23 protein-coding genes and 1 pseudogene are annotated in these 25,324 nt (G+C 47.4%); 7 read left to right on the top strand and 17 right to left on the bottom strand.

Going from position 1 to position 25,324, the window contains the following annotated elements; translation table 11 throughout:
* The 3 genes and pseudogenes from ACQ5BJ_RS14355 to ACQ5BJ_RS14345 form a co-directional block, all read right to left on the bottom strand.
* Nucleotides 1-1,042 (bottom strand): annotated as a pseudogene (locus ACQ5BJ_RS14355) (polymorphic toxin-type HINT domain-containing protein); the annotation flags it as partial.
* 127 nt (nt 1,043-1,169) lie between these two features.
* On the bottom strand, nt 1,170-2,381 hold the full coding sequence (locus tag ACQ5BJ_RS14350; RefSeq protein ID WP_430110389.1) for a LamG-like jellyroll fold domain-containing protein: 1,212 nt from the start codon (nt 2,379-2,381) through the stop codon (nt 1,170-1,172).
* Nucleotides 2,382-2,486: 105 nt separating this feature from the next.
* Nucleotides 2,487-3,920 (bottom strand): GBS Bsp-like repeat-containing protein, encoded by a 1,434-nt coding sequence (locus ACQ5BJ_RS14345; RefSeq protein WP_430110392.1) that lies wholly within the window; start codon nt 3,918-3,920, stop codon nt 2,487-2,489.
* 211 nt (nt 3,921-4,131) lie between these two features.
* Between ACQ5BJ_RS14345 and ACQ5BJ_RS14340 the strand changes: the two genes are divergently transcribed.
* Nucleotides 4,132-5,790, top strand: a complete 1,659-nt coding sequence (locus ACQ5BJ_RS14340; protein ID WP_430110395.1) for a hypothetical protein — start codon at nt 4,132-4,134, stop codon at nt 5,788-5,790.
* A 129-nt stretch (nt 5,791-5,919) separates the two neighbouring features.
* Here the strand turns inward: ACQ5BJ_RS14340 and ACQ5BJ_RS14335 are convergent, their stop codons facing one another.
* The 3 genes from ACQ5BJ_RS14335 to ACQ5BJ_RS14325 all read right to left on the bottom strand — a co-directional run bounded on the left by ACQ5BJ_RS14335 (nt 5,920) and on the right by ACQ5BJ_RS14325 (nt 7,790).
* Nucleotides 5,920-6,162, bottom strand: a complete 243-nt coding sequence (locus ACQ5BJ_RS14335; RefSeq protein WP_430113402.1) for an ABC transporter substrate-binding protein — start codon at nt 6,160-6,162, stop codon at nt 5,920-5,922.
* Nucleotides 6,163-6,182: 20 nt separating this feature from the next.
* The gene (locus ACQ5BJ_RS14330; protein ID WP_430110401.1) at nt 6,183-6,938 is read right to left on the bottom strand and encodes an ABC transporter substrate-binding protein; all 756 of its coding nucleotides are present in this window, start codon (nt 6,936-6,938) and stop codon (nt 6,183-6,185) included.
* Nucleotides 6,939-7,244: 306 nt separating this feature from the next.
* On the bottom strand, nt 7,245-7,790 hold the full coding sequence (locus tag ACQ5BJ_RS14325; protein ID WP_005548871.1) for a hypothetical protein: 546 nt from the start codon (nt 7,788-7,790) through the stop codon (nt 7,245-7,247).
* Between the two features lie 207 nt (nt 7,791-7,997).
* Between ACQ5BJ_RS14325 and ACQ5BJ_RS14320 the strand changes: the two genes are divergently transcribed.
* Together ACQ5BJ_RS14320 and ACQ5BJ_RS14315 are read left to right on the top strand one after the other, a co-directional pair.
* The gene (locus ACQ5BJ_RS14320; protein ID WP_005548872.1) at nt 7,998-8,912 is read left to right on the top strand and encodes a polysaccharide deacetylase family protein; all 915 of its coding nucleotides are present in this window, start codon (nt 7,998-8,000) and stop codon (nt 8,910-8,912) included.
* 28 nt (nt 8,913-8,940) lie between these two features.
* On the top strand, nt 8,941-10,230 hold the full coding sequence (locus ACQ5BJ_RS14315; RefSeq protein ID WP_430110405.1) for an MFS transporter: 1,290 nt from the start codon (nt 8,941-8,943) through the stop codon (nt 10,228-10,230).
* Nucleotides 10,231-10,262: 32 nt separating this feature from the next.
* On the opposite strand, the gene ACQ5BJ_RS14310 is transcribed toward ACQ5BJ_RS14315, so the two are convergent.
* The gene (locus ACQ5BJ_RS14310; protein WP_005548875.1) at nt 10,263-10,580 is read right to left on the bottom strand and encodes a MazG nucleotide pyrophosphohydrolase domain-containing protein; all 318 of its coding nucleotides are present in this window, start codon (nt 10,578-10,580) and stop codon (nt 10,263-10,265) included.
* 73 nt (nt 10,581-10,653) lie between these two features.
* Between ACQ5BJ_RS14310 and ACQ5BJ_RS14305 the strand changes: the two genes are divergently transcribed.
* The 3 genes from ACQ5BJ_RS14305 (at nt 10,654) to ACQ5BJ_RS14295 (ending at nt 12,426) form a co-directional block, all read left to right on the top strand.
* Complete coding sequence (locus tag ACQ5BJ_RS14305; protein WP_005548876.1) at nt 10,654-11,247, top strand: TIGR00730 family Rossman fold protein; 594 nt, start codon at nt 10,654-10,656, stop codon at nt 11,245-11,247.
* Between the two features lie 358 nt (nt 11,248-11,605).
* Nucleotides 11,606-12,016 carry a YjdF family protein gene (locus tag ACQ5BJ_RS14300; protein ID WP_005548878.1) on the top strand — a complete coding sequence of 137 codons (411 nt, stop codon included), beginning with the start codon at nt 11,606-11,608 and terminating at the stop codon, nt 12,014-12,016.
* 83 nt (nt 12,017-12,099) lie between these two features.
* On the top strand, nt 12,100-12,426 hold the full coding sequence (locus ACQ5BJ_RS14295; RefSeq protein ID WP_430110410.1) for a YnfA family protein: 327 nt from the start codon (nt 12,100-12,102) through the stop codon (nt 12,424-12,426).
* Nucleotides 12,427-12,586: 160 nt separating this feature from the next.
* Here the strand turns inward: ACQ5BJ_RS14295 and ACQ5BJ_RS14290 are convergent, their stop codons facing one another.
* On the bottom strand, nt 12,587-14,335 hold the full coding sequence (locus ACQ5BJ_RS14290) for a protoglobin domain-containing protein (RefSeq protein WP_289356275.1): 1,749 nt from the start codon (nt 14,333-14,335) through the stop codon (nt 12,587-12,589).
* A gap of 212 nt (nt 14,336-14,547) precedes the next feature.
* Here ACQ5BJ_RS14290 and ACQ5BJ_RS14285 point away from each other — a divergent pair, with 212 nt between their 5' ends.
* Nucleotides 14,548-16,167, top strand: a complete 1,620-nt coding sequence (locus tag ACQ5BJ_RS14285) for a hypothetical protein (RefSeq protein ID WP_430110412.1) — start codon at nt 14,548-14,550, stop codon at nt 16,165-16,167.
* A 175-nt stretch (nt 16,168-16,342) separates the two neighbouring features.
* Here ACQ5BJ_RS14285 and ACQ5BJ_RS14280 read toward each other — a convergent pair whose 3' ends face one another.
* From ACQ5BJ_RS14280 to ACQ5BJ_RS14240, 9 genes are all read right to left on the bottom strand, one after another.
* Entirely contained in the window at nt 16,343-17,386 is a 1,044-nt protein-coding gene (locus tag ACQ5BJ_RS14280) for a hypothetical protein (RefSeq protein WP_430110414.1), read from the bottom strand.
* A 46-nt stretch (nt 17,387-17,432) separates the two neighbouring features.
* Nucleotides 17,433-18,266, bottom strand: coding sequence for an ABC transporter permease (locus ACQ5BJ_RS14275; RefSeq protein ID WP_430110417.1), 834 nt, complete (start codon nt 18,264-18,266; stop codon nt 17,433-17,435).
* 3 nt (nt 18,267-18,269) lie between these two features.
* Nucleotides 18,270-19,175 (bottom strand): ABC transporter permease, encoded by a 906-nt coding sequence (locus tag ACQ5BJ_RS14270; RefSeq protein WP_430110420.1) that lies wholly within the window; start codon nt 19,173-19,175, stop codon nt 18,270-18,272.
* Nucleotides 19,129-20,187 carry an ABC transporter ATP-binding protein gene (locus tag ACQ5BJ_RS14265; protein WP_163979791.1) on the bottom strand — a complete coding sequence of 353 codons (1,059 nt, stop codon included), beginning with the start codon at nt 20,185-20,187 and terminating at the stop codon, nt 19,129-19,131. The genes ACQ5BJ_RS14270 and ACQ5BJ_RS14265 overlap by 47 nt, the downstream gene beginning before the upstream one ends.
* 30 nt (nt 20,188-20,217) lie before the next feature.
* Entirely contained in the window at nt 20,218-21,393 is a 1,176-nt protein-coding gene (locus tag ACQ5BJ_RS14260; RefSeq protein ID WP_171419526.1) for a radical SAM protein, read from the bottom strand.
* The gene (locus ACQ5BJ_RS14255; protein ID WP_430110424.1) at nt 21,390-22,487 is read right to left on the bottom strand and encodes a hypothetical protein; all 1,098 of its coding nucleotides are present in this window, start codon (nt 22,485-22,487) and stop codon (nt 21,390-21,392) included. The genes ACQ5BJ_RS14260 and ACQ5BJ_RS14255 overlap by 4 nt, the downstream gene beginning before the upstream one ends.
* 49 nt (nt 22,488-22,536) lie before the next feature.
* Nucleotides 22,537-23,973, bottom strand: a complete 1,437-nt coding sequence (locus ACQ5BJ_RS14250) for a hypothetical protein (RefSeq protein WP_430110427.1) — start codon at nt 23,971-23,973, stop codon at nt 22,537-22,539.
* On the bottom strand, nt 23,966-24,229 hold the full coding sequence (locus ACQ5BJ_RS14245; protein ID WP_005548890.1) for an acyl carrier protein: 264 nt from the start codon (nt 24,227-24,229) through the stop codon (nt 23,966-23,968). The genes ACQ5BJ_RS14250 and ACQ5BJ_RS14245 overlap by 8 nt, the downstream gene beginning before the upstream one ends.
* A 222-nt stretch (nt 24,230-24,451) precedes the next feature.
* Nucleotides 24,452-25,324, bottom strand: coding sequence for a sugar phosphate isomerase/epimerase family protein (locus tag ACQ5BJ_RS14240; RefSeq protein WP_005548891.1), 873 nt, complete (start codon nt 25,322-25,324; stop codon nt 24,452-24,454).

Genomic DNA, 25,324 nt, shown 5'->3' with positions numbered 1-25,324 from the left:
AGATGAATTGAATATAATTCCCGTCTTTATCCTTTATTAGAATTAAGTCGCCCACGGCATTAAAATATTGCCGTACCCCTGTTTTATAATTGGCAAGCTCATACGCAGACTTTTCATTTCCTATCTTGACATTCTCTGATTCGGAAAAGTTCAGATCATGAAAAGGATACCCTACAATATTAGATCCATCTATTCGATAAGTGCCCAAGCCGGAAATATAAAGGTACATCTGTCCGTCTACTCTTTTGAAATAGGAAATATCCCAAATCCACCCTTTTCCGAGCTTGAATCTGCCCTCTTCATCGGTTGATTGTTTCGTGATATTCTCCTTATAACTTTCCGGGTTGAAAGTAATATCGTTCTTGGCTCGAGAGCTGTCGTATACGCGTCGCAGCGCAAAATCTAAACCGTTGTATCCGGGCATGACCAGATCCGTTGTCTCCACGCGCAAGGAAGCGTCCACGGTTGAAATATGGTCGCTTTCCGAACCGACTGCATAAGGAGCTTGATCCAAGCGAATCGCTGTACGCTGCAGCGCGACCTTGTCGTATGGGCTATCGTCGCTCAGCAATCTCTTCGCTCGACGCAGGGTGTTGTATACTAGATCGGTAACCGATAATGGATCTTCTCCTCCATATACTTGATCCGTCACAGAGGTGGGGCCATATACAGCAGCAGTTACACTTGCATTATGAGCATGTAGGGGATCCGTAACTAGCGAGGGATACTGCTGTTCCATAAATTGCTCATACGATCCGCCCTGCTTTTGAAGAAGCAGCCCTTGATAAATATGATGAAGCGGGTAGCCTTTCACGATTTCATTGACCACCCAATCCCTTGCTACGCCAAACATTTCCGTAATCGAGGTGACGGTGATTAGCTCATCTGAGTCCGATAAGGTTTCATTTGCACCGTATACGCTAGAGGTGACGGTCATATTGGATGATCGGTTCGCAGACTTAGGAGTGTCTTGTGCTGATGTAGTAGGTATACTTGTAAACAATAGCGTACATGCAAGAATTATTGACAAATATCTCTTCAAGGCTAAATCCTCCACTTCATTTTTTGTTGAATCTATATTCTTTTTAATTTCGGATTTGCAATGTATACCTTGCCTTTTCCACTCGTTCCAGTCTCACTTAGATATGTTTCACCTCCCTGTCATATCGCTAATACACGTAGATTAAATTTGAGTTGGTGGCTGGTGTTTTGTACATTTCGCTTTCGATCTCAACAGGCTGTAATGCCCGATTCCAGACTTTCAACTCTGCTATATTTCCGTGAAATTGATAGTGGGTATCATTATCCCATCCTGATAAGTAAGCACGATCTGCAACATTTCGATTAGAAGCAGTCCCTATCTTCGCAAGAGTTTGTCGAACGCCATTGATATACAACTCATTTTTGTAAGTATCCCCATTCGTAAATATTGCAGATACGTGAACCCACTTATTAACTAGTGAATCCGATGAGGTTCCATACAAATCCCCATTGCCTGTATTGAAGCCAAATAATCGATCATTAAAGTACAAATCGTACGTGCTGTTAGCCCAGCTAAAGGGCATTTCGATTTGGTTCCCGTCCCATTTCATCCAAAATTGAACGGTTGTTTGCGCACCAGGACTCGGATCCGCTTGAATTCCTGATAATTTCATTTGTTGGAATCCGTTGAACTTCAGTGATTGTACAGGCTCATCTCTTAGCTTCCATTCTCCTACCAAATCTGCTACTGCTACAGGACTTTTCGAAAATACACTGCTTGAAATTTCGGGTTGCGTTAACGCCCTCTTCCAGATTTTTAGATCTGATATTTGACCTTTGAAGCGGTAATCTTCACTCCTTGCCCAGCCTGAAATATTCGCAGTGCCCGACACAGATTTAATTAGTGATTGACTCCCGTAGTGTTGTAACGATTGCTTTGTTCCATTTACATAGATTTCACTTTTTGTAATGTCCCCGTTGTGAAATATAGCCGTAATTTGAACCCATTTGTTCGCGATATTTTCGGCTGGAAATCCAAATAAATCCCCATTCCCCGTATTGAACCCTAATACATTACTGTTCAGCCAAAGTGTATATCCCGAGTCCCAGCTAAATGGCATCATATTGTCTTGACCTGTCCAGTTCATCCAAAATTGGACGGTTGTTTTGGCATTTTCAGCGCCGTTAATTCCATAGGCATTGATTGCAACTTTTTCTTTGCCTGTAAACGTCTTTTTATCTGCGGGAGTGTAACTATTATCTGCAATGTTTACAGTAGATTTTCGAATCAGGTTGCCATTTGGGTCATATTCATAAATAACGTTGTTTCCTGCAAAGCTCGTGCCAGCCGGCAACATTATCATAAGAATTATAAGTAGTGACGATATTATCGTTCTCATATGATACCTTCCTCATCATTAAATTCATTGTTTTATGCTGCTCGTACGATTCCCGTTTTGATCGTATATATATTGATTCGTCTCCCCTTCGATAATGTGATAGACTCAATCCATTACCTGAACATGCACCCCTGCTACGGCCATCATATTCCCATATGGATCAACCGTGTAAACATGCGTAATGTATGTACCTGATTCATTATTATGTTTACTGAAAGGAATTCGGATTTTCCATACACCCGGCTTTACTTGTTCTCCTTTCATCCATGGATGTTCAAGATCATCTTGTCCATTGTGATCCGTCCATGTTGGAAATCTGACTTCATTGATGCTAGTAGGAACTCCTTCTACAAAAATTTCATATGAACCGTCGCTTTTCTTCACCTCTTGCGGAGCTCTAAGTTGAACGTTGTTGCCGCGAACCGTAACGATAAAACCATCTACAAATTTCCCATCCGCATAGATATGGGTAATATAGCTGCCCGCCTCCTGATTATGCTCACTATAAAGTACAGTTGCTTTCCATACTCCATTCGCTACTTTACTTCCCTCAATCCATTTCAAGTCATCCTGATCATGAAGAGCTGTCCACGTTGGGAACTGAACCTTCTGCGTATTCTGATCCAGACCATAAATGGCAATATCGTAGGACACACTAGATAGATTCGTCTCGATTGGATACTGAGTTCCACCTGTCACATTTACCTCTGCCGCGCCAAGCATCATGTTGTTTCCATATTTGTCAAAGCTATAAATATGTGTGATATACTTTCCTGTCTCATAATTATGCTTCTTGAATGGAATCGTTATTTTCCATGTACCGTTCCCTTGATTGACTCCTCTAATCCAAGGTTGTTCCAGATCGTCTTGGCCATTTGCCTCTGTCCCAGTCGGAAACCTAACCTCATTCACATTGGAGCCTACACCATCAATGTAAATATCATAAGACTCGTCCTTCAATGACGCTTTTTCTGGACTGCGCACTTTCACGTTAAAGCCCACATTCACGATTGTCGATGCAACCATACGATCCCCATCATAAATATGAGTAATATAAGAGCCTGTTTCCATACCGTGATTTTTGAAAAAAACAGTCGCTTTCCATACTCCATTAGACACCTTCGTTCCCTTGATCCAATCAATATCATCTTGACCATTACGATCAGTCCAAGTAGGGAAATATACCTGTTCAGCATTACTACGTATCCCTCTTATATAGATCTCATAAGATAGAGCCGACAAATTGATTGTTGGCTGTGCTGTCTGGCTCCCTTTTTTTCGATTGATTTGATTTCCGTTAGAATCATAGATATAAGACATATAAGTGCCATCTGCTTGAAAAGCAGCGATCAATCTTCCGTCAGCATCGTATATGTAATCGTTTTTCTTTGCATCTGTAGACAAGTTAATAAACACTTGCTGCGATTCCTTTTGCCCTTCTTGAGCAAGTGCTTTGTCCCCGTAAATCAAGTTTGTCCCAATCATAAAAACAATCATTATAGTGATGCTTATGAACAGCTTCTTTACATCCTTCACCATTACCATGTACCCCTGCCTTATCTATGTTTCCTTTTTCTATATTTACTATATCTGCTGACCTACGCTACTTTACAGACATTAATTTACATATATAAGAACAAACGGGTATTATTTGGGCGTGTTTTGTAACATCATTGTTCTTTTTATCACCTTATAGAAATGTTTCCATGTATACTATGTTCATATAGTCACTCACGGAGGTATAAATCGAATGAAAAAATTGATCGGCCTATTTCTTTTGCTTTTTGGATTGGCCCCTGCCATAAATACGTCCGCTTTTTCTGCAGGGATAACAGAATATGAATATAACGGGAATAACAACTTAGTGAAAACGACTTCTAACGATACACAAACAAAATATGAGTATGATAAGAATGGAAATATGATCGGTCGGAAAATAAATAAAAATCCTGTATCGATTCCTAAGAATCTAGTACGCAACTCTTATTTCAAGGAAACAATGGAAACCGGCGAGGCGAAAGATTGGAGAACAGAAACATGGGGAGCAGCAAGCAGCAGCTTTTCTATTGTAAAGTCCGGAAACAACAACTTACAAAAAATAACTGGCGAGGGTATCATCAACAACGGTATGGTCGGCGTTAGTCAAATCATTGACGTCGCCGCAGACAGAGAATTCGTTACAAATGCTACATTAACAGTAGAGCAGTTGAATCATGCGAAAGTCCAATTGTACATAGACTTCATTGGTGCTGACGGCAGCTATGTTGGAGCCAATGTTACAGAGTGGGAACACCCTACAAATGGTGGATTCATCACGCTATCAAATCATGGTCGCGTTCCTGCTTCAGCAAAAAAAGCAATTGTTTACGCCCTTCTTCGTGCAACCAATGACCAGGGTTCAGGAATCATCAATGTAAGTTCCATCCGACTTGCATACAGCTCTGATCACAATCTAGTATCGAATCCATCATTCCAATCTGAGCTTGGTTCTGAACTAGCAGATGATTGGAGAAAGACGGTATGGAGCACAGGCAAATCTCACTTCGAAACTGCTCGGCTCGAGAGCAATCATGTCCAAAAAATTACTGCATCAGAAATGGGAGTCAATGACCTGGTTGCCGTTACCCAAACGATAAAAGTGGAGAAAAATCGAGATTTTACGATTAGCGGATTATTCCAAGTCGAGCAATTGAAAGGCAGTAAAGTTCAATTATATTTGGACTTTATGGATGCCAAAGGCCAATATATAGGCGCCAGTATCACAGAGTATGAATATCCAACAAATGGACATTTTATCGTTCTTTCAAATTCAGGCACTACTCCTGCAAATGCAGAGAAGGTAGTCGTTCATGCAATCATTCGAGGTTTGACAAACCAGTCTTCCGGCAGCATGTATGTAGATTCCATTAACCTTCAATATTCAAGTGAACGAAATTTACTATCAAATCCTGAATTTAAGATTTATCCCGATCAAGATGAAATTGGCGATTATTGGTATAAATGGACGTGGTTGACGGGAAATAGCAATTATCAAATTAAACAGATCAACCAACAGCATGCTCAAAATATTGCGGGTTCGGGGATTCAAACAAACGGTCTACTAAGTATTTTTCAAAATGTGAAGGTCGATCCCTCGAAAAATTTCGAAGTTAGTGGGAAGATTCATGTAAAGCACCTAGAGCGTGCAAAAGTGCAATTGTATATCGATTTTATGGATGCTAATAACCAATTTATCGGGGCCAACATTACAGAACACTCTCAACCTAATACAGATTTTGTAACGTTGCGAAATAATGGGCAAATCCCTCAAGGGTCTGTTCGCGCTCTAGTATACATAATAATAAGAGGACTCGATAATCAAGCTTCTGGCAGTATAGATATTAAAAAGCTAGTATTCAAATACAATTAGCGATATTCTTTACCTACAAAAAGAGAAGTCCAGCCTAAATTGCCGGACTTCTCTCTCTTTACTCCATCCACTTTCTAATTAGATTTTCGTTGACTTTTAATGTTTCCATTAAATCCCTTTATTTCTTTATTACGACTTAGACTGAAGTAATCTAGGCAGCTCATCAAGAAGCCATTCTCGAGACGTCGCATCGCTCCCCGCTTTGTTGATATCGAATTCGTATACGTGTCCGTTCTTCACTGCAGGGAGCTGAGTCCAAACCTTGCTCTTCAGAAGCTCGTCCGAATCTTTTTTTGCAGATGCATCGATCGGCTTTAATATGAAGATCCGGTCTCCAGCATACTCAGGCAGCTTTTCCAGCGAAATCTCCATAAATCCAGTGCCGTTTCTTACTATGTCCTGGACAAGTGAAACAGGCTTGAAGCCCAACTCTCCGTATAATAACTGAGGCAACCCAGCCGCACCATCACGAACAAACGATTGCCGGGATACATGGTGATTACAGATGCAGTCTCTTCTGGCTTAACACCTTGTTCCCGAATCTTGTTCCACATTGCTTTTTCTTTCTTTGTGTAACGCTCCAGCCATTGTTCGGCCTCCTTTTCCTTGCCAAACAATTTGCCTAATACGCGCATTCGCTCTGGAAGAGATGCGAAAGAATCGAAGGTAACCGTTGGAGCGATCTTCGATACTTGGGTATATACCGTTTCGTCGTTGTTGGCAATAATGATGAGGTCAGGATCAACTTCTACCGCCTTCTCGACACTGAAAGGAAATCCGATATCTGTGGATCCTGACAACCGATTCTCGTAAGTGGTACCAAGTATACTTTTATGTAAAATTCCAACAGGTGTAATCCCAAGCGCCAGAAGGTCTCCAGTCGTTTCCCCATGGTAGATAATACGCTGCGGATGTGCAGGCACTTCTACTGTATGACCGGTCCAATCCGTGAACGGACGGGTTGCGGCTTGATTGCTTAAGACAGTTGCTTGCTCAGTACTATGTGTTGTTGTTGTGGATGCATTGCTTGGCGCAGTTTGTTCTGATCCTATCGGTACGCTTCCCCCACCGCATGACGTCAATAATGATGCTATAACGGTCGATACCAATGTCAACTGTCCTATACGATTCCATTTGAATATAGTCACGTATACTTCCCTCCTATTTTCAATTCGATATTGATAATGATTATCATTATTGTAATGGTAAGTATAAACAAACACTCTCTGCACCGCAATGGAGAAATGAATATTTTTATGACTTTTATGTGTGATGATATCCAAACTTCTTGAAACTAAAAGGTCGAGTTGAAGGGATCCCCCTAACTCGACCTTTTTTAACTTCTGAATCGACTCACAATAGAAACCATCTATTTATGGGTAAAATCCAAAATGAAGGTTATATGGATTATATACATTATCCTCTTACCTCACTTGGAACTATTAGCTGCTCTGCTAAACCAGCTCCCTCAGCCAATATTCGAGGAACTCCCGAATTCGCTCATTATTCTCGTATTGCAATACCCGCCGGTACATCCAACGAACTCTTTCTTTAAGCGATCGATCCCGCTGTGCACATAAACCAAGCAAGTCGATGCAGTGCAGCCGTTCCGCCCCTCGCCCGTATTCCAGCAAATGAGCATAGAGAGCAGTACCGCGGGCAATTTCACGCATGCATGTTTCAGCGACGCGGGCATTTCCATTCTCTTTCTCACTATCAGCCGGCTCGCCTGAAGCAATGAGAACCAATAGCTCCAGCATGAAGGGGCGTGCAGCATCCGTTGTCCGCTGAATCATGCTTAACAGACAAATGACGGTTGGCACAGCCGCCTCATAAAGCGAGCCCTGTACAACTACGGTCATTTCGATCAGTGAACTGGCTTGCTCCGCTTCAGCAATCGTAGACGCATCCTGCAGCTGAAGAAGAACTTCTGGCAGCCGTTCCGTCGCTTCCGCTCCTCGATACGTCGTCCAAGGTATTCGAATGATATCCCATGCCATTGTCCAGCCCTCCTTCCAGGATGCATCTTCGCCTATGATTAACATATTAGAGCTACTCCAAAATCAGAAGCAGCTCTCCATATTGAACAATATGGCTTCATGAATAATATCCGTACGCAAGTTACCTCAGACTCTCGAATATATTAAGATGCATACGATATACCGGTTGGGCGCACCAATCCAATTACTCGGGTGGAGGCGATGGACATGAATGTAATGAAGGCATTGGGATATGAGGCAAACGATCGATTGCTGATTATCAATGCTGACGATTTTGGCATGTGCCATGCCACGAATATGGGCATCATGCAGCTTCTCGAGGAGGGCTCCATTTGCTCTGCCTCCATTATGATGCCATGCGGATGGGCCAAGGAGGCTGCTCGGTGGAGCGCCGCTCATCCTGAACTGGACATTGGCGTGCATCTCACCTTTACAAGTGAGTGGGAAGGTTACAAATGGTCAGCAATGAATCGTTCGCGCGATATTTCCACACTGTTAACCGAGGAAGGTTACCTCCCTGATAATTGCCTGACAATCGAGCGCATGGCCGATCCCGAGCAGGTTCGCTGTGAAATGATTAGCCAAATCGAAGCAGCAAGGCGGCTCGGCATCAATATTACCCATGCTGACAATCATATGGGAAGTCTGTATGGACTTGCGTCAGGGAGGGACTTCCTTGATGTTGTGTTTGATGTGTGTGCAGCATACGGCCTTCCGTTCCGCATGCCAAGACGAATCGGAGGCATGAAGCTAAGTTCAGAAATGGAGCGCATGGCCAAGAGCCGAATTGAACTGGCAGATGCCAAGGGGATTGTCATTCTTGATACGCTCCTCGGACTTCCTTATGAGTGGATTCCTGGGGAGACGTATGCGCAGGTCAAAGCCAAGGCGGAAGCGCTCCTCCGAGGATTGCTGCCAGGGATTACTGAAATATTCCTCCATCCTTCTCTTGTATCTGATGAATTGAAAGCCATTACCCCGCATTGGGAGAAGCGCGGCATGGAGTGGCGGTTATTCCGTGATTCTGACATTCGCCGCGTAATTGCCGAAGAAGGTATTCAGCTTATTCGCTGGAGAGACTTGCGCGATGTACAGCGTGGACTGCTGCCGCCGCTTGCATAGCAGCAGCTTTAAAAGGAGCGTGGAGCAAATGAATAGGCAAATCGCACCGATTCGCAAAGCCGCCTTCGCTTCGGGAAATATATCGGCAAATATAATGGCGCAAATGTTCGCTGCTTATATTGTGTACTATTACGTCGATATTCTTGGAGTACGTCCAAGTCTTATCGGAATCGCGATGGTCATACATGGGCTAGTCGGCGCCTTGCTCAATCCGCTGTTCGGCTACGTATCCGACCGATTCCGCACGAGATGGGGCCGGAGGATCCCTTACATGGCATTCGGTACGCTGCCACTCGCAGCCGTATTCACCCTAATTTGGTTCCCCCTTGCTTCAGGCGATGGATTGTTTTGGTATTTTATCGTGCTTGTTCTGCTGTACGATATTCTGTACGTTCTTGTCATTTTGAACTACTCTGCATTATTTCCGGAAATGTTCGTAACGATGAAGGAAAGAGCGACTGCTTCCTCGTGGAAGCAAATGTTCGGCATATTGGGCATGATTGCAGGGGTAGCAGCGCCTCCGCTTGTGTACACGGAATATGGATGGGGCGCAATGGGGGTTACTTTTGGAATCGTATCGGCTGTATTTCTAGCGGTAATGATCTGGGGTTCGAAGGAAAATGAGCAGGCATCTGCGCGCACAATTGGATTATGGGAGGCAATTGTATATACGTTCTCTAACCGTTCCTTTGTCACCTATGTGCTCGGCGGTTTTTTTGTACAACTGACCTTTGCCCTTCTGACCGCAGCTATCCCATTCTTCACGAAATATGCGCTGCACGCAAATGAAAGCGCCAACACCATCATGCTCGGGCTTGTTTTTGTTACTGCAATTCCATTTGTTTACGTATGGGCGTATTGGACAAAACGTTACGGGCCACGCAAAACCATGATTGCAGCCATCCTATGCTACATGTTCGCCCTTGCCCCGCTTATGCTCGTCTCTACGGAAGCAGGCGCATATATTGCGGGCGCGATCATTGGGTTCAGCCTTGCTGGGCTCATCATCCTGCTCGACATCCTGCTTTCCGAGGTCATCGACGAAGATGAGCGCACGACGGGGGCTCGACGCGAAGGTATGTATTTCGGCATGAACGGATTCATTATCCGATTTGGCGTCTCCCTGCAAGCCATCATTATGAGCACGGTGCTCGAATCCAGCGGCTATATAGCCAATAGCGCTCATCAACCTGACGCAGCCATTTTCGGGATCAGGCTCATGCTGGCAGGTATCCCAATCGTCGCACTCGTATTCGCCATCATTTGCTTTATTGTGTATCCAATTCGGAACGTTCCAGAGCGGAACAATGAACCATGAATCTCTTCTGCTTCATCCATCTATAAATTTCATTATCCGCCGAATCGTTTCGTCAGCTTGTCCATATGCGCCTGTGCAATTTCACTCAGGTCAATATCATACTTCTCCGACAGGACAATGACATTTGCCAGCACGTCACCAAGCTCTTCCACCAGCTCTTGACGCAATTCATCCTTGCTTCGTTCGCCCTCGTCCGGACGGTCGCGGCCAATTTCCAGCGCTCGAACAACACGGGCTACCTCACCGACTTCCTCCATCAGGAAGCCGACGCGAATAAACGGATTGTACTGCGACCATTCCCGTTCCTGATAAAATTGCTGCACCCATTGTTGAAATGGCTTCATCTCCATCGTAAATTAACTTCCTTTCCTGACCAATGATGTCTATACTTAATAAAGTATACCAGATGAGGAGGCATGACTCGTGAAAAGATTATGTGTATATTCCGGTTCCAATTTGGGGACGCATCCCAACTTCGCAAATAGCGCTCAAGCTCTTGGCCGCGTGCTCGCGGAGAAGAACATTGAGCTCGTATATGGAGGCTCCAAGGTCGGACTTATGGGCGAAGTTGCCAACGAAGTGCTGCGTCTTGGCGGCAAGGTAACAGGCGTTATGCCGCGCGGACTGTTCCGCGGGGAAGTTGTACATACCAGCTTGACGGAACTCATCGAAGTAAAAGACATGCATGAACGCAAGAAAACGATGATAGATCTGTCTGATGGATTTATCTCGCTGCCTGGCGGATTCGGTACGTTCGAGGAATTGTTCGAGGTCATCAGTTGGGCGCAAATCGGCATTCATCAGAAGCCTATCGGCGTCTTGAACGTTGAAGGCTATTTCTCACCAATGCTGGAAATGGTGCGCCATTCCATTCAAGCAGGCTTTGTAAAGCAAGAGCATGAACTGCTTATTCTCTCTTCAGCAGATCCCGCTGAGTTGGTGGAGAAGCTGCTTCAGTATACTCCTCCCGTGTTCGGCAACAAATGGAGTCAATTGGATTCAGAATCTGATAAGTAATCCTGCACATAGAATAAGTGCATTTCCTCCATCCCACTTCATCTGTGGAAGCTCCCTAGCGAGCTTTTCCACAGATTCGGATGTGACATGACCCTCATCTCTTCCCCTCGCTTCTACAGCGTAAAACCGCTGATATATAACGCCATCCCCTACATTTCTAATAGCTGCCTACAGCCTCATTTGTACTGAGATAACGGCATATTTATCTTGGGAACTTCGTCTATTTGCGATATACTCGAAAGGAGTGAAAAAACACAGCTTCGGTTGGTAGTCCGAACGTTCCGATTGACAGTCGGGATCAGTAACCTTCCCCCCCTTGGGATGTCCATCACTCTTTATTACAAAGGGGGAATCGAGTGTGAAGTTGACCGTATTTTTTGAAGGCCCATTCTGGATCGGCATCGTAGAGGACACTGTCCACGGGCGTCTGAAGGCTTGCCGCCATGTATTCGGAGCAGAGCCAAAGGATGCAGAAGTGCTTGAATTTGTGGAAGTATTCATGATGCCGCTAATGGAGCGGGTCACGCAAACTGCTGTAGGCGCCCAAGAGCAGCTGCGTCGCATCAATCCGAAGCGGCTGGCAAGACGTGCCGCAATGGAAATGAAGCAGCGTGGCATATCAACGCAATCCCAGGAAGCACTGCGTCTTGATTACGAGAGCAGGAAGAAGGAGCGCACATGCCGCTCTCGGGAAGAACGCGAAGCATTGCAGGAGAAAAAACGGAGCATTCGCATTCAAAAGCGGAAAGAAAAGCATAGAGGTCGATAAGCTGCTTCTATGAAGCAATCGCCCCGGACACCTCTGCAGTGGCCGGGGTTGTTGCTGTCCATGCATGCAAAAGGAGACAAGCTATGTTCATCGCGATCCTCTTATTTATTATCGCCGGACTCGCCGAAATCGGCGGCGGCTACCTCGTATGGCTGTGGCTGCGCGAAGCACGTCCGCTCTGGTATGGAATTGTGGGCGGCCTGATTTTAGTTGCCTACGGCGTTATCCCTACGTATCAATCCTTTCCCTCATTCGGACGCGTATATGCTGCATACGGAGGCGTGTTTATTATTCTTGCGATTTTATGGGGCTGGTGGGTCGATAAGAAGGCGCCAGACGTTTACGATATGGCAGGAGCCGTCTTCTGCCTGATCGGAGTTGCGATTATGCTGTGGGCGCCGCGCTCTTAGTCTCGTGTTCCACCTATACAAGAGAGCTGTCCAAAAACATAAATAAAGGGAAGGGAGATACCAAGATACCACGTTGGGTGCTCCCTTCCCTTTATTTTAATATATGATCATACATTCATATATTTTAGATAGAAAACTTCTTCTTTCCTAACCTTTTCCGTTAAGCGTGCTTCTTCAACGGACGGCGCTCTAGCTGTGATCGCAGCACATCCAGCTGCGTCAGCAATTCCTGAGAAATATCACTCATTTCTCGATACGCAGTTATCGCCGTATCTCGATGTCCGATATCTATCTGGCGTGCAACCTCGCCTGCCAATCGATGCAGCTTCTCATGCAGCGCCACCATTTCCTTAAACTCTGGAAGATTAGCCACCGTCGAATCCTTGCGGCTCTGCTCTTTTTCAATCCATTTGCCAAGTCGGCATTGATGGAAATTCTCCATAACCGCCGGATCGCTCTCATCGAAGCCAAGAAGCCGATTATACGTACACCACTTCCAAAGCATATGGTCGGTCTTCATGATGCGAATCCATTGTGCTTCATCCAGATGACGGAACCATTCAAGCGACTTTTTGCGCAGGGCCTCGACGGATTGGCTTGTTGTATAAATGTGCAGCCCCGTGGATTTAGCCGTGGACATCATCTCTTCTGTATTTTTCACAATGCCAGTCATACCGGCCGTAATCTCTTGTGTCGCATCTGCCTGCTGCTCCACGATTGCTGCAATCGCATCCTCAGTAGAGCCTACCTCTTTGACCGTCTGCATCATTCGCTCCAACTGCTCGAAAGCGCTTTTATTTTTATTGTGCTGGATATCCATTTGCACTGACATATCTTCCGTCCGCTCCTGCACTGCGGTTGCCATTCCTTGAATGGTCTCGATGACTTCATAGACATCGTGTACAGCTACCTTCGTCTGATCGGACAGCTTGCGAACTTCGCCAGCTACCACGGCAAAACCACGCCCCTCTTCTCCTGCACGCGCCGCTTCAATGGAAGCATTTAACGCTAGAAGCTGTGTTTCACCAGCGACCGTATCGATTAAGTGAACGACATCCGTCAATTTTTGCATGGAACGCTGCAACTGATCAAAGCGTGTGCGCGTATCTAAGAATAAATCATTCATCATCTCGAAGCCTTCGATTGTCTCCTCGACAATGGTGCGATTTTCCTGAAGCGCCGCTATCATGTTTTCTGTATTCGTGGCGGAATCCGCAGTTTGGGCGGCTACCTCTTCAATGGACGCCGTCAATTGCTCAGTAGCTGCCTGAATGTCCATCACATCCTGCAAGGATCGCTCGGCAGCGGTAAGCATCGTGTGCAATCCATCGGTTTGAATCAACATTTCCATAATATCGCTGTTATTGTCCATCAGTCGGTATTCCGTAGCAGATTGATAGGATTCCAGAACAATTTGGGCGTCCAGCATGACAATCCGGTGGAGTGCCATTAGGATCGCTGATGCATCGTTGGAGCGGAAATCACTCACAATGATAGGAACCAGATATTCATAGACACGCAGGAAAGAGGCAATAAACCATTCCGGCTCTAATTGAATACGGCTGTGCACCTGACCAATCCGTTCTCTCATTTGTACGTATTCTTCATCAAAGGCAACTTGAGGGATAGATTTCAAATAGGAGACGAACGTGCCTTTCAATCGCGCTCTTGTACTGTGCTGATCGATCATCTGCTTCATTTCAGGCAGTTCGAACAATAAATCGTAATGGCGGTCTGTAATCGCTTCTGCGTATTTTTCCATGTATGGGGCCAAACGACGCAGGCATTCGGCATCTTTAGAAGTGATTTGTAGAAAATTCATCTTTGTTCGCAGGGAATCCAATACAACAATATCGGATTCGGTTATCGAGTGAGGTAACATCGGTTTTCGGAGAATCACCGAATTCATCCCTTTCTCTCTCTAGTAGGTTTGTTGATGTTTCCAAAAATTAATAGAATGCATATCCCCTTAATTAATAGTACCATATTCTAGGATTATGACAAAACTGTAAGCTTGCGTAAGTCAAATCAATAGATATATTCCCTATAAATCTACTACAATGGAGTTAACATACTATGCTCAACAACCACACCTATTTATCGGCGGAAGGAGGGCCACCCATGAGCAGCATACCCCCACACATCCAACCGCGTCCCACACGATGGAAGCTGGCTGTTACCCTGCTAGTCATCTGCCTGATCACCCAGCTGTTAGCCGGGTGCGCTATGGGAAGCAAGAGTGAGAGCACGGCGAAGAAGGAGGATGCCTCCTCGTCTCCGATTCAATATCAGATCCATGCGAAATGGAATGAACAGACACGAACGCTGCAATCGCAGGCTGTCGTCAAAATACGCAATGTATTTAACCGGAATCTCAATGAACTTGTGTTCCATTGGTTCGCAGACAGCTACCGCAAGCCGGAAACAATGTCTATTCAATACAAGCAGCGCAATGAAGAGATACGCAAGAAATCGCCTCAAGAAGGCCATAACATGGAGGATCGTTTTTTTGGCGGCGTTACGACCAAAAAGATAACGACTCTGGACGGAAAACCCTTGGAATTTAAGCATGCGAACCAATCCATGACCGTCAATCTTAATCAGAGCTTGGCTCCCATGGATACGATATCCCTTCGAATTCTTTATGATATACAGATTCCATATGGTGCTCAGCGGCTATCCTATACCGAAAATTACGTGGGAGGAACCTACTGGACACCACAGCTGGCTGTGTTCGATTCGATCCGCGGCGGCTGGAACCGGGTTCCAAATAATCCACGCTACAAGAGTGACTTTTTCTATACCGCTGATTATGATGTAAGCTTGAACATGCCTGCCGCATGGAATGTGGCGATGACGGGAACGATGATGGATCAGCGTGTGGAAAATGAACGGAAAATTGTGCATACAAAAGTGCAGAATGCACGCCAATTCGGATTCTATGCCAGCCCTAACTATATAGAAACGAAAGCGGAGCTGCCTGGCGGCGGCCTGTTGTCTGTATTCACCTTCGCGCAGCCGAACCAGGAGCAGATGCAGAAGTATACGGCTGCGTTGCAGAATGCGATCGGTTTTTACTCTGATAAAATTGGAGTTTTGCCGACTAAGCATTGGAAGTTCGTTGAAGCCCCATTCCCAGAAATGACAGACAGCTTGAATGAGGTCATTCTATTTAATCAACTTGGCGCAGTTGGAAGTGAGCAAGGAGTACTGTCACAGGATGTGCTTCGTTCCATTGCCAAGCAATGGTTTTCGCTTGCGATTGGGCATAATTCGCTGACGGAGGGCTTTTTGGAAGAAGGACTGTCTGAGTTCGCTGCCCACTATTATCGTCATGAGCAGGAAGGCGCACCTTGGCCAATGACACTATGGAACGGCAATTACCCGAATCTTTCGGCAACAAGCTCGTGGCGTGATCCGAGTGGTGAAGCACTCGCTCTTCCTTCTGAACAATGGCCTGCCGTTCTGTTCCAGAAGCAAGTAACGACTCCGGCCTATCATGTTGGTCAATATTCCGAGCTCCTCTATCGCGTCAAAGGAGGAGCACTTATGGTTCAATGGGTGCAGCAGACGGGCACTGAAGCGCTCGACATCGTCTGGCATAAGTACTTCCAGCGTTACAATGGACGTATGGCAACGATTGACGGGTATACGAACTTAATCGGGAGCACACTTGGAGATGTGAGAAAGACGAGCATGCAGGAGTTGCTTTCCATGACCAATCCGAAGCCTGTTGCATAAGTGATGAAGGAAGCTGGTCGTCATTCCACTTTATAAAGAAATAACAAAGGGGCAGCGTATGCTGCCCCTTTGTTTTATGCTTGCCTTTCTTTTGTGGTCCTGTACTCTGCCGTTCAAGCTTGAACTTCCCCTACATAACCGCTTGCGCATGAACATAACTATAGGCGGTTCCTTTTTATTTTGGAAGCGGTGCGGTGCGGCCAAGCTCCAAATAACCATCCGCAAGCCACTCTTGTTCAAGCTTTTGCAGTTGTCTGCACATACGAAGAACCGCATAACCATCCACACGTCCGCTCTGAGCGGCTAATAAGAAGACATTTTTCAGCATGTCTGCCTTGCGGGCAATTTCCCGAAGCTGTCCTACCCAAGGATGATCGTTGGACATTAGCGCCGCAGCGAAGCAGGAATAGGCATATCGAGAGCCAGCAAGGAATCTGAATGCATGGGAATTGCAATAAAATAGCTGCACCCAATCCGGAAATACCACTGGCTCCTGCTGATTTATCGAATAAAGGATCCATTCGTAAAAGACTGCTTCGTCACTCAGATCCAGTATCTTTTGCCGCTCCGCAAATCGCTCTATTATCCGCTCCATATCCACCTTCAATACTTGATCCGGCCTCTGAACAAGGAACGCCTTTCGATCTTCGGCCTTTATATAAGGGCTGTCTATCATACGGCGGAAATCGGCCTCGGATACGAAGCCTTCAAACTCTGGAAAGGTATCTCGGACACAATATCCCGGAACGGATGCGCCCTCTTCGGAGTAGGGGGCTGTATTTGCTGCAGCGCTGGACAGACCGCGAACCCACACAGAATGCACAGATTGCGGATGACCATAGAATCCTGGCTTCACATACGGCGATTCGCCGCACACGATCCAGAAGAAAGCTGCTTCCTCTGTAAAATCAAGTGCTTGTAAAATTGCGGCGGCATCTTCATAAGTTGCATATGGTATCTCACGGTACGGCACTCCGATGAGCTCAAGCTCAGATGGAGTTAGGCATGGGGATTCGTACAACCAAGGCAGCTTCTTGTGCACATATAAATGCTCATAAATAGAGCGCGTGCTCTCCCATGCATTGTAATACAACACCTCGACAGGAATTCCCCATTCCTGCAGCGCAATGGACACTTGGACATTCCTGCAATCCAGGAAGCCCTGCTCATAACGCTGTCTTTCCCGCATAAACGACGGTGCCAGTTCTCGTTCAGCCATTCGATGTCACCCCTTCTCATCCCTTTCCGTTCCATATCCCGCTCGACTAGCTTCCGGCACTGCTATACCCGGCTACAGATCGCTTCCAGCACCATCGCGTTAAAAGCAGCAGCAAGAGAGGCGCAGCAACGGCCCATAATATATCGCCTGCGCTCAACTCTTGGAGCACGAACTTCGGCGCATAGTTGCTAATGAGGAATATCGGAATTACATATACCCCGATTCGCTGCAGCCAACGCGGAAAAATGTCCAGCGGCATATTGTTCGCATCCCAAATAGAATGCGCGATTTCGGTCACTGCCCCAGTCTGGACGAAGCGGAACGCGAGCAGCGCGGGCAGCAGCATAATGCCATATGTGACAACAAGCGCTGATATCAACAAACCTGCAAATCCCAGAATATTGCCATCTAGCGGAAGGCCCGCACGATGCCAGCCGATGCCGATCATAACCGCTCCTGCCACGACATTCGGGATAGGCAGGCCAATATCGACATAGCGCAGCGATACAATAAATTGCAGCGATACCGGCTTCGTCAGCAGCAGATCAAGTGTCCCATCGCGGACGTATTGCTGAAGACGAATGAAGTTCACATAGAATAAGCCCATGTACAATCCCGTCATCATTGTATAAGTGCCAATGAACAGGAGAATATGATCCGGCGTCAGATTGCCAATATGAAGATCGGTCTGATACACGATCAGGATATAGAGTGCTTTAGCACATAAAAAGGCGATTTCCACCGTAATCCCCATCCAGAAATTGAAGCGGTATTCCATGCTCGCAGTAAGGCAATTTTTCACAAACAAACCGTACAGACGAGCATAATCTTTCATGTTCTTCCAAGAACGCAACTTCGTCCCCTTCCATTCCGTTCCCATTCTCTACCCCCCTAGCCCAACATACCGCTTCAGCCCGGCACGCCAAGCCAAGTGCGCAGCGCCTGCAAGCAAGGCAATCCACCCGCATTGAATCAGGAGACCTGTTAACGCCTCTCCTTCCGTCAATCTACCGTTTAGCACATTGACCGGAAAGTAAATCGTATATTTGAATGGAAGCAAGCTGAACCAGCTATTGAGCGTGTCGCCGAACACCTCAAGCGGTACGATGCCGCCGCTCAGAATTTGCACGATAAGCCCTGTAATGACAAAGAAATAAGAGATTTCTGCGAGGCGAAACGCCAAAGCGCATATGGCGTAGGAGAGAAGGAACTGCACGACGGCTGCGAGCAATAGACAAGCTGAAAATAGAACCATCCGACTTGGCGAAAGTTGCGTATGCCCATAATACGAAGCCGTAAATAGAACAACTGCCACCAGACCAAGCAAAATGCCGTCCGAGATGACACGGCTGCCTGCATAAGCAGACACCCGATACCAGAAGTAGCTTACAGGGCGAATGAGGTACGAATTCAGGCCGCCGCTCTTAATGTCTTCCGCAATCGTACGCTCGAGCTGTGTCATGACGAACTTTGCGACAAGACCGGAGAGAATCGTATACAAAATCATTTGGCTGTATTCATACCCATACAGCGTATGCTGATCAGAATTGCGATACACCGCGCTCCAAATGAGGGACTGAATACCGATGGGAAATATGAGGCTGACGAGTCCAATAACGAATTGAAGCCTGTATTCAAGCGATGATTGCAGGCCGATACCGAAGGCGGCAGCGTACTTGCTTATCCGCCAACAGGAGGAGCGTATGTTGGTGGCGGATTGATTCGCTCTGCTCAGGCCATGTCTATCCTTCTGATGCGTGGCGCGCTTCTGTTCCGGCTGTTTCCCCATCCTTTTCTTCCCCTTCTCGTTCTGCACATTTCGCTGTATACAACCGTTCAATGATCTCTTCCACCGGAACCTCCTCAACCGTCCAGTCTTCCACGAGATCGTGATCCAGCAGCAGTCTGGCCAGCGGCTTCACTTCCTCCGACGCGACTTCGAGCTCTGCTGACATCCCTTGATGCTCTCGGACATCCGCAAGCAGGCTGACTAGCTCATGCAACTGCTCAGGCGGGACAAATGAAGTGAAACGCACCTTCATCCGCTTGCGGCGGCCGAAAGAGCCGCTCATTCGCGATAGTTCACCATCATAAGCAATTGCTCCGCTATGGATCACAAGCGCCCGGCTGCACACATGTTCAATATCGCGCATGTAGTGGCTGGTTAAGAGGATGGTGGCTTTTTTCTCTTCCCTATAGGCTTTTAGGAACTGGCGAACATTGTGCTGAGCGGCAAAATCCAGCCCAAGTGTAGGTTCATCCAAGAAAAGCAATTGCGGACGGTGAATAAGCGCTGCTATCATCTCCATCTTCATTCGCTCCCCTAGCGACAAGCGCCGCACCTGTACGCCAAGCAGATGCTTCACATCCAGCAACTCGGCAAGCTCATCCAGGGTCAACCGGTATTCACGATCATCGACACCGTAGATGCATTTGTTCAAATAGATCGATTCATTCGCCGGCAAATCCCACCATAGCTGACTTTTTTGTCCCATCACGATCGCGAAGCGGCGCTTAAATGCCTGCTGGCGTTCCCATGGAACATAGCCGAGAACGCGTGCTTCCCCTGCAGTCGGATGCAGAATGCCGGACAGCATCTTCAGCGTCGTCGTCTTGCCCGCTCCATTCGGCCCAATGAATCCGACCGCTTCCCCTTGCTCAATATCGAATGATATGGATGAGACCGCGTGTCGGTATAATTGCTCGCGATGGAACAAGTTGCGCAAGGAATGCTTTAATCCGCTCTGCTTCTGGTAGTAAGCGAATGTTTTACTTAATTGTTTGACCCTAATCGCGCTCATCGCTTATATCCCCTTCCCGGCTGCTTGCTGCTAAGCTCCGTTGTTGTACAGCAGCACGCATTTCGAGCAAACCGGTGTTAAGCCGCAAGATAGCACTTCACGCTGCCTGTTGTAGCTGTCTCCATGAAAGACTTCCTTCAAGCTGGATTCGCGCAAATCGGCAATCGTGAATTCCGGAAAGAATTTGCATGGATTGACCTTCCCATTTGGCAGCACATCCATGCGTGTGGACAAGGCCAGACATTCCTTCCTCTTCATGCCGGGACGTTCCGTGCCAAGTATGAAATCCCGCACCTCATCCGGCTCCAACGCAGGCTGGAAGCGAATGCGATTATTCCAGACGCGCGAGCGCAGCTTCTCCATTTCCGCGAGCAGCGGTTCCAAATTGTCTGGCGATAGATGATAGGTGAATGAATGCCAGCTCTTCTTCGCGGAATCATGGGCGGCATCCAGCCAGCCGAAGTGCTCGGCGAAGTATGTATCCATCCGCTCCGCCACCGGCTCTGGAATATACCATGGAAAAACGAAATATACGGAGTTGACCCCTACCGTTTCAAAATACTCCATAAACTCATACAGCCGGTTCACCATCGCATCATTGATCGTCAGACTGATCGAGACATCCCCTTTGAATTCACCGGTGCGCTTTTTATCCAGCAGAAGCTGAATAGCCGACATGACTTTGCGGAAAATGCCGCGACCGCGAATCGCATCATTCTCCTCTTCAAAACCTTCCAAGCTTGCCAGCAATGTAACGCCTTCCGGCAGCTTAAGCAGCGATTCCAGCTTCTGTTCGACCAGCACCGCATTCGTGCAAATCGTCGCGATGCGCGGATCGGACGCAAGCAGCTCGCATAACTCATCCAGCTTGGAGTACATGAGCGGTTCGCCTCCCCACAAGAACATGCGGGAACGATAAGGTCTTGTTTCCTCGAATATTTTCTCAAGTAACGAGAATTCAATTTCTCTTCGCGCTTCCTGCCGCTCGAATTCATGATGATATCCGTCCGGGTTCCATTCGAAGCAGTGCTTACAGCGCAAGTTGCAGCCATTGTTCAGCTTAACTCCAATATCCCGCGGCAAATCGAACGCGAAGGCATGATCGTGCTTCAAGCCTCGGCTTCCTGTACTCATATTATGAAGCGTCTGCTTCAAGGAACGGAACTCTGTTCGCGTTAATGTCGCGCTTGTCTTCGGTTGTGTCATGCATACATCCCTCCGAAATCAGATAGTGAAAGCGCATTGCTTTTTAAATTGTGATGCAACTCATGCAGCAGCTCCCAAGAGAAACCAGCCTGTGACCAGCGCTCGTAGGATATACCAAATCCGAGCCGTTCCCACAGCTCCGCATTTGCTCGCTCATGCTCGCCAAACGGCTCCAGATAGATAAGCGGCGTCGCGGCTGACAAGGAATCAATGAGCGTTCCTCCGCCAGGCTTGCTGACGATAGCCATACTGCTGCGGATGATCGCATAGAGGCGCGGCCCATTTGCACTCCGTTCGTAGATGAGCGGCTCGTTCCGCTTCCATTCTGCAGTGGGCGGGTAAGGAAACTGTCCGTCCGGCAGCGTCTCATCCAGCCATGGATGCCATTCCGGATCGGTCATATATACTCGGTCATTTGGCAATGCCTCCTGTGCTTCTCCCACGTCATACGCAACAAAGGCAAGAGGATAGTGCTGCTGCAGAGCTGCAATCGTACTTCGATAGGTGCCGATCCCCCAACCTCCGCCGTGAACGACGATCCGTCTCTCGCGCTCTAAATAAGGAATCAAAGCCTCATCCGACATGACCAGCCTAGCATGAAGAGTCGTCGCTTCCCCTTCCAATTGAAACAGCCAATGATCCCGAAAACGGTTATCTTGATTGAAATACGGTCGGTAAGACGGTGTATCCACCGCATCCAGCCGTAAAAATTCAATGCGTATCGGCTCTGGATGCATCAACAGTTCATATTGCTTCATAATGGGGATCCAGAATCCCGTTACGGCGAGAAAGGTCGATCTTCCTTCCGCTTTCCAGCGCTGCAGAAGCTTCCTTACTGCATTATCATCCAGTACCAGCCCAATATCGCGAGCCAGCTTGGTTCCCATCTTGGCTGCTCCGAAGCTGCTGTGGAACAACTGCTTTGTGCGAATCATGTTGCGGCGAACCTCTTCAGGAAACAGACGCTCCAGCACCTCTGCCTCCGCCGGAATTCCGCGCTGGCAGAGCTTCTCTACCAGTCGAATGCCAGGTACATAGGCGCCAAGTGAATTTCCCGAGGTCAGAATTGTAATGAAGGAAGTATGCTGCACCATGAACACCTACTTTTTATATCAATAGCTCACTGTTCAAGCTTATTTATTATTAATAAATGCGATATCCGAACGCCTGAAGCGCCTGAAGGAGCTGATTGCGCAACGCAGCGCCAGCATTGCTGCTGTCCGCTGCAAGCGATACATACCAGCGCCCTGAGCGATTATGGGCTGTGGGTGCAAAGAGTGTGTTCGCAGACAACGGCATCACACCCGTTCGCCGCCCTGGCGTATACAGCAGTTCTGCTTCATCCAGCTGCATCAATAATTGCTCGAATAGAACGTCAGCCGAGTATGCATCAGATGAAGCACCAATGGCTCCAGCCGCAGATTCAGGCCATATCGTTGCTTGCTGCTCCCGCTCCGGAAGTCCGAGCTGAAGGCACGTCAAAAAGCTGCGCTGCCCCCAACGTTCCAAATGGACGTCCAAACAATGATTGAGCATTCCCATGGAATGACGGGCGTTAATTTCCACAACCGGATATACTTCACCGTTGTACAGCAACATAGAGTCAACGCATACAGGGCCGAAGTATCCGTCTTCGTACATACGAACTGCCAATTTCTCCATTTGTTCAAAGTATCCCGCTTCCGCCAGTCGGTTCAACAGTCGTGCATCCGCCGCATATGAACCGCCATAATTCAGCTGTCTATTTTCCATGCGCTGTACACCAAGAAGCTCAATCTGGCCATTCGGTGCAATGTACAATTGACAAGAGAAGTCAGCCTGCTTCGTCAGCCATGGCTCAACCAGCAGCTGCACATGTTTGCCTGCTCTCTCCTGTGCACGAAAATATTCGCTAAGACGAGTAAGTGATATTGACGAATCGACGACCATATTGCCGCTGCCGGATACCCCGTACGGTTCCTTTAGTATTAGCTTGCCATGTTTGTTCAACAGCTCAGCCCCAAGCCGTTCGGCCGAAGCAGCGTCCTCCACAAGCTGTCCAGAAGGGTTCAAGCCTAATTGCTGCGCGAGACAAAGAGAATACACTTTGGAATTCACCTGTATTACGGTTTCTGGCGAAGGAATTGAGCCGTCTAATCTATACTTCTGCACAAGCTCTGCCGCAGATGGAATAACGGCATATGCGGCTAGCGGAAGCTCTCGCATCAATTTCTTCCATCTGGAATCCGAACACAGATCCGATACGAGCTGGAATACATCCGTATTCCCATGCTCGTTCGCTTGAAGCTTGCCGCATGCCACCGAACGAAAATGAAAGCCCGCATCACGCAAATAGGCGGCTTGCGCCGCATTCCGCTGATGTCGGGTCACCGCAATGCCATCTTCCCCGCACAATGGGAACAGCAGCTCGTCCATATAATCAACGGCAGCGTGCCCTTGTGCAGTTCTAAGCGATGGCAGCTTCGCCAGCTCCGAAGGACGCCAATAAGCTTCTGCATCGAACATGCCCATGACAAGACGCGGCCCATCATAGAGCGGCAAAGATCTTAGCAGCAGCTCCTCTGGCAGAACACTACGCATGCTGCTGAACCTCGGCCCCCAGGGATTCCAAAAATTCCAGAAATGCGCGAGTGGACTGTAAATGCTCGTACTCGAACCGTTCGAAATCCATCTGCACGTTGAACTGCTCCTCCACCTTCAACATGAGCTGAATCAGCTGAAGCGAATCGAGGCCCACCTCGTCGATCAGATTCGTCTCAGGCGTGAGACGCAGCTCCCAAGACGGATCTTCCTTCACATCACTTACCATGCGAGCTAACCTATCGATTGCGTGCACATAACCACTCCTATTCTCTGTACAAAATATAGAACTACCCTTCTTACAATATGTAAAAGCACACATGAAATATGTCAGTCTATTTTTATGGCACCGCTTTCATTTTATATTTTTACAGACTCCCCCCTATAACCGCTTGTTCGATGATAGACAAAATAAAAAAAGAGATAGAAGCCGCTTTTTTTCGACCTCTATCTCTTCTCAATCTCAAAATTATTATCATTATCTATAACGCTTAATAAAGTCCACTGCCTTGCGGATGTCTACTTCAGGTGTTGCGCCTGCTTCACGCTCAATCGTCAAATAGCCTTTGTATCCGATATCAACAAGCGCCTGGAAGTAAGCGTCGAAGTCAACCTTGCCTTCGCCAAGCGGCAGCTCTTCGAACGGACCGCTAGTCGCCATCTCTGCAATTTTCTCATGCGACATTGGCTCAAAGCCCAGCATGCCGTATACGGTGCGCGGATCAACCTCGCGCAATCTCACACCGTCTTTTACATGCGTATGCACGATGTAATCCTTCAGCGTGTGTACGCCTTGTACCGGATCATCCCCTGTAACCATGACCATATTCGCAGGGTCGAAGTTAACGGCTACCCCTTTGCCAGTCAATGTATCAAGGAAGGACTTCAAATGTGCCGCAGGCTCTGGGCCCGTTTCAATAGCGAAATGCGCACCAAGGCTGTTCGCGTATTGGCTTAGTTCCTCACAAGATTGCTGCATCGCTTCAAAAATGTAATTTTGCTCATGCGGCACAATACCGATATGCGTCGTTACCACATTCGTTCCCAGATCAAGAGCCAAGTCCAAAATACGCTTGGATTTCTCAACCTTAACCGGATTTGCTTCTTTGTCCTGGAAGCCATGTCCGCCCAAGTCACCGCACAATGCAGATACGTGCAAGCCGAGCGATTCAATATAGCTGCGCAGTTCTTTGCGCGCTTGCGGCGACAGATTCGCCGGATCCATCTCTCCGCTTACCGCGTAAATCTGAACGCCGTCCGCGCCAACTTCCTTCGCCTTTACCAATGCCTCGCGCACAGGAATGCGGAAACTGTCTGTAATGACTCCAATAGGGTTCGCAATCTTCGTCAT

This window comes from Paenibacillus sp. B1-35 (assembly GCF_050474385.1).
GTDB classification, from domain to species: Bacteria; Bacillota; Bacilli; order Paenibacillales; family Paenibacillaceae; genus Paenibacillus_B; species Paenibacillus_B alvei.
This window is presented reverse-complemented; position numbering and strand designations above follow the sequence as displayed.